Source organism: Longimicrobium sp. (genome assembly GCF_036280135.1).
GTDB lineage: Bacteria > Gemmatimonadota > Gemmatimonadetes > Longimicrobiales > Longimicrobiaceae > Longimicrobium.
The window spans coordinates 1-4,613 of record NZ_DASURI010000440.1 but is presented as its reverse complement, the minus strand read 5'-3'; the positions used below and the strand labels follow the sequence as shown (position 1 = coordinate 4,613).

General features: G+C 71.0%; 5 protein-coding genes. 3 read left to right on the top strand and 2 right to left on the bottom strand.

Features of this window, described 5'->3' with window-relative positions:
* The coding region (locus VFZ20_RS14200; RefSeq protein ID WP_329684557.1) for a hypothetical protein at positions 1-208 on the bottom strand (208 nt) is incomplete at its 3' end.
* Positions 175-2,058 (bottom strand): VIT and VWA domain-containing protein, encoded by a 1,884-nt coding sequence (locus VFZ20_RS14195; RefSeq protein ID WP_329684556.1) that lies wholly within the window; start codon positions 2,056-2,058, stop codon positions 175-177. The genes VFZ20_RS14200 and VFZ20_RS14195, both read right to left, overlap by 34 nt.
* Positions 2,059-2,212: 154 nt before the next feature.
* Between VFZ20_RS14195 and VFZ20_RS14190 the strand changes: the two genes are divergently transcribed.
* The 3 genes from VFZ20_RS14190 (at position 2,213) to VFZ20_RS14180 (ending at position 4,542) form a co-directional block, all read left to right on the top strand.
* Positions 2,213-2,455 (top strand): hypothetical protein, encoded by a 243-nt coding sequence (locus VFZ20_RS14190; RefSeq protein ID WP_329684555.1) that lies wholly within the window; start codon positions 2,213-2,215, stop codon positions 2,453-2,455.
* A 199-nt stretch (positions 2,456-2,654) separates the two neighbouring features.
* Positions 2,655-2,876 (top strand): KTSC domain-containing protein, encoded by a 222-nt coding sequence (locus tag VFZ20_RS14185; protein ID WP_329684554.1) that lies wholly within the window; start codon positions 2,655-2,657, stop codon positions 2,874-2,876.
* Between the two features lie 649 nt (positions 2,877-3,525).
* Positions 3,526-4,542, top strand: a complete 1,017-nt coding sequence (locus VFZ20_RS14180; RefSeq protein WP_329684553.1) for a M23 family metallopeptidase — start codon at positions 3,526-3,528, stop codon at positions 4,540-4,542.
* Positions 4,543-4,613 lie beyond the last annotated feature (71 nt).

Here is a 4,613-nt window from a genome sequence, read left to right as displayed (position 1 = left end):
CGCGGGCCGCCTCGCGCACGAGCCGCGAGGCGCAACGCCTCCTCGCCTGCTGCACGGCGGGCGCGACCTCGGTCCGCAGGGCGCGCAGCGCGCCCGCGCGGACGTCCTCCATCCGCGCCAGCGTCGCGGTGTCCACGCGCTCGCCGAGCCAGCGCCCCAGCGTCTCGTCCCCGCTCAGCACCATGACCGCCAGCGCCCGCGCGGACACGGCGGCCGGAGGGAGCAGGGGGACGAGAGCGGCGCGCCCTGCACGCGGGGCCTGGGCCGGCCGCCGAAATCCTGCGGCTGCACGGCCTGCGCGCCGGGCTCCAGGGCCAGGAACGACGTGTACGGTGTCACGATGCCGAACCGGGTCCCCAGGTCCGTGACCTCCTGCACCAGCTCGCGGTTCTCGCCGTGGCTGCGGATCTGCTCCATCAGCCATCCCACGCGGCGGGTGGCCCACAGGCGCGGCACCCAGTCGTGCCGCTCGTCGCGCAGGGGAAAGCGCACGTTGGGGTACGTGTACGTGCGCCGCGGGCTGGCCTCGCCGCTCAGGCGGATGGTGACGCTGGCCAGGTCACGCTCGTTGCGGTAGCGGCCCACGAGCGCCAGCTGCGTTCCCTTGAACAGGTCCGGCAGCGCGCGCGGATACACCAGGTCCGTGCGCACCTCGCCCAGGTCCAGGGCCAGGTTCGTGAGCACGGGGTGGTTCACCTTGTCGAAGAAGGTGCTGACCTTGACCTCCAGGTCCTCCTCCGGCGCCACGTAGTCCGCCGTTCCGCCGTTCTCCGCCGCCACGCGGTCCAGCAGCCGCGTGTTGACGTCGTATCCCACGCCGAACGTGAACAGCCGCAGCCCGTCGCGCCGCGCCTGCGACACGTTGCGGACGATGCGCTCCACGTCCTGCTCGCCCACCGTGGGCAGGCCGTCCGTCATGAAGACGAGCAGCCGCGGGCGGTCCCCCGTCCGGGGGAACTGCTGCATGGCCTCCAGCAGCGCGTCGTTGATGTTGGTGCCGCCGCGCGCCCGCAGCCCCTCCACGAACTCCGTCCCACGCCGCCGCCCCGCCTCGTCCGCGGCGATCAGGCCGCTTTCCATCAGCCGCGTCTCGCCCGAAAAGGCGATGATGTTGAAGCGGTCCGCCGGGTTCAGCCCCCGCACGCCATAGGTCAGGGCGCGGCGTGCCTTTTCCATCTTCCCCGTCTCTTCCATGGACCCGCTCACGTCCACCACGAAGACCACGTCCTTGGCGGGGTACTCGCGCCGCGCCTGGTCGTCGCTGGGCGAGAGCAGGAGCAGGAAGTAGCCGTCCTTGCCCGGTTCGCGGTAGGTGAACAGCGACATGGCCACGTCGCTTCGGTCCAGCGCGTAGAACAGGGCAAAGTCGCGCCGCTCGCGCCGGGCGTCCTGCTCGAAGCTCACGGTGGCGCGGTCGCCGGTGCGGCGCACGTCCACCTCGTGCGTGGGCGAGTAGATGCTGCGCAGCCCGCCGCCGGCCCGCAGCGTCACGCGCCCGGCAAAGCGCTCCACGGGCGCCGCGTTGCGGCCCGTGCCCAGCGGGTAGCGGTAGCCCACGGTGCCGTTCTCGGCCCGCAGCACCTGCGTGTAGGTGAGCTCCAGCTTCTTGGTGCCCCGCGCGGGGATGGGAAAGATGCGCGCCTGGAACAGGTTGGGCCCGGCGTACTCCAGCAGGCCGGGGTCGCGCACGCGGCGCACGATGTCCTCGTAGATGCGGCGCGCCTCCTCGCGCGGGCGCACCTCGCCCGCCAGCCGCCGGTCGCCGTCCCAGATGGCGAACTCGCTGATGGACGCGTCGTCCGGCAGGGGAAAGAAGTACGTGCCTTCCAGCACCTGCCGCGTCTCGTTGCGAAACACCTGCGTGACGTGCGTGGTGGCCACCTGCCCCTCGACCGTCGTCTCGAAGGTGATGGATTCCACGGGCAGCCCCGCGCCGCGGCCGGGAAGCCGGCAGTCGTCGCAGCGGTCGGGGATGATGATGCCCTGCGCGCGCAGCCCGCCCGCGGGAAGAATCGCGAGGGCGGCCAGGGCAATGCAGAGCCGTCGGATCGGCGTCATGGGTCGTCTTTCCTCCGGGGGGAGGGTTCGGGGGGAAACCACGATGGATCATACCCGGCCCGCGCGGGTCCAAGTTCCGTTGTGTAGGGAAGAGGGAACAGGGAACAGGGAATCGCCAGCCACCGTCATCGCCCACCGTCAGCCCCGCCCGGCCATGCTCGTCCCCGCCTTCAACGCCTCGCACGGCACGATCGTGACCCTGCCGCGTGCCATCCTGCTCGCCGTCGTGGCCGCGCTGGTGGCCGCCGCCGTTGCCGCGCTGGGCCCCGACGCTGGGGATCAGCGGATGGTGGATGCGGATCGGCCCACGCTCGTCCGGCGGCTGGACGCGCTGCCGCCCATCGTCGTCTCCGCCCCACCCCATCGCGTCGTCACGGCAGAGGACGCGGGGCGCTGATCCGCATCCGCCGATCCTCGCCTTCCCGCGTCCTGGCAACCACGCCGCGGATCAGGTGTAAACATCACCGTCCACGCTGAACACCGTGTACAGCGTGCACACCGGCAAGCAGATTGCAGGGACGCCCCCGGTGAGAGCGCCGGCGCGTTCCGCTGCCGGCGCGGGACGTGTGAACGTTTACGAATCGCGGAGGTGTCGCGTGAGACGGGAACGGCTGGATTCTTCGAGTTTGCGCAGCGTGGGATACGATCCCTCGGCGCGGGTGCTGGAGGTGGAGTTCCGCAACGGCGGCGTGTACCAGTACCTGGACGTAAAGGACGACGAGTACGAGGAGTTCCAGGACGCCGACAGCAAGGGCGCCTACCTGAACGCCGAGATCAAGCCCTCCCACCGCTTTCGCCGCCTCAAGAAGCCGAACTGAGGCGAGCACGGGCGCCGAACGAGAAGCCGTTTCTCGTTCTCCCTCGAAAAGCGTCATCCTGAGGGGCCCGCGTGGAACTTGCCTGCGCCGGGTCCCTGTGGCCCCGAAGGATCTTGTGTGCGAAACTCGAAGCCGACTTTCACGGACGGAAGCCGGCTTCGAGTCATGCAGGCAAGATCCTTCGTCGCCGCCATGGTCCTGCGCGAGCGGAAACCGCGCGGCGGCTCCTCAGGATGACGCATCGGGGATCGCGAGAATCTGTTTCTGTTCCTCAACATACTGTCATTCTGAGGTCGCTCGGCGCCGTCTCGGTCCGTCCGGGGCGCGATGCATCCGGCGCCGGCCGGCCGAAGAATCTGGTCGCCGGAGTGCGTGATCCCGCCCGCGCGCTGAGTTCGCGCGCGTGGGGTTCGTGCAGGGGCGAGGGCCGTGCGCGGCGCGACCAGACTCTTCACTCGGCGCCCTCCAGACCGGGATGGATCACGACGGCGCCTCCTTCAGAATGACAGCGGGGGGCGGACCACGTTGTCGCGGCTCGCCGAAACCCTTGTCCACGGGCGCGGACGTCGTTTATCTTCATGCCTCTCCCACACATCCGTGGATCGGTGCCGGGACCCGCACCTCGCGGGAGCCCTTTTCGTCTCATCGCATGACTCGTCGCCACACACCGCCGCGGCGGCACGATCCGCCCAAGCTGGCCGTTGCCGTCATCGCGGCGCTGGGGCTGGCGTTCGCCTCGAGCGCGGCCCTGGCGGACCCGCAGGCCGGGCTGCCGGTGGAGCAGGCGTCCCTGTTCACGCTGCCGTCGGCGCACGCCACGCCCGTGCACATCGACACGCTGCTCATCGGCGGGTTCGCGCGCGGCACGTTCCGCGAGGCGCTGGCCACCGTGGCCAGCGACCTGTCGGAGTCGGAGCGCGAGATGGTGGGCCGCCACCTGGACAAGATCTTCCTCCCCATCCTGCAGGGCCGGGCGCTGCAGAGCGGCGGCCGGCTCAAGGTGGCGTACGAGCGCGTGCGGCGGCCGGACGGCAGCACGCGGGCCATCCAGGTGCTGGCGGCGCAGGCGGCCGTGGCGGGCGGGCTGCACACCGTGTTCTTCTACGAGCACGGCGACCAGCCCGGCTACTACGACGCCTTCGGCAGCTCGCTGGAGGAGCGGCCGTGGACGGGACCGCTGTCGCACCTGCAGGTGACGTCGGGCTTTCGGCTGGACCGCATGCATCCCATCCTGCGCCAGGTGCTGCCCCACACGGGCATCGACTACGCGGCCACGCAGGGCACGCCCGTGTACGCCACGGCGGACGGCAGCGTGTCGTACGCGGCGGTGCGCGGCGGGTACGGCAACATGGTGGAGGTGCAGCATCCCAACGGCTACGCCACGCGCTACGCCCACCTGTCGCGCATCGCCGTGCGCCCGTACCAGGGCGTGCAGCAGGGCGACGTGATCGGCTACGTGGGATCGACGGGCCTGGCGACGGGCCCGCACCTGCACTACGAGGTGCGCCGCAAGGGCCAGCCGGTGGACCCCGTCGTCGCCACCTCCTTCACCACGCCCACGCAGACGGCGGTGGACTACGATCTTGCCTGGCGCAACGAGCGCCGCGCCCTGGCCCGCCTGCTGGCGCGCACCCCCACCGTCATCCGCCTCGCCAAGCCGATCTGATCCTCGGCTTGCCGCGTCTCTCGCGCACGCGAGGGAACGCGGCTCACGCGGAGGCAAAAAGAGAGGACGTG

Coding starts and splice junctions, on each gene's coding strand:
- VFZ20_RS14195 (WP_329684556.1), bottom strand. CDS start 2,058: ATGACGCCGATCCGACGGCTCTGCATTGCCCTGGCCGCCCTCGCGATT.
- VFZ20_RS14190 (WP_329684555.1), top strand. CDS start 2,213: ATGCTCGTCCCCGCCTTCAACGCCTCGCACGGCACGATCGTGACCCTG.
- VFZ20_RS14180 (WP_329684553.1), top strand. CDS start 3,526: ATGACTCGTCGCCACACACCGCCGCGGCGGCACGATCCGCCCAAGCTG.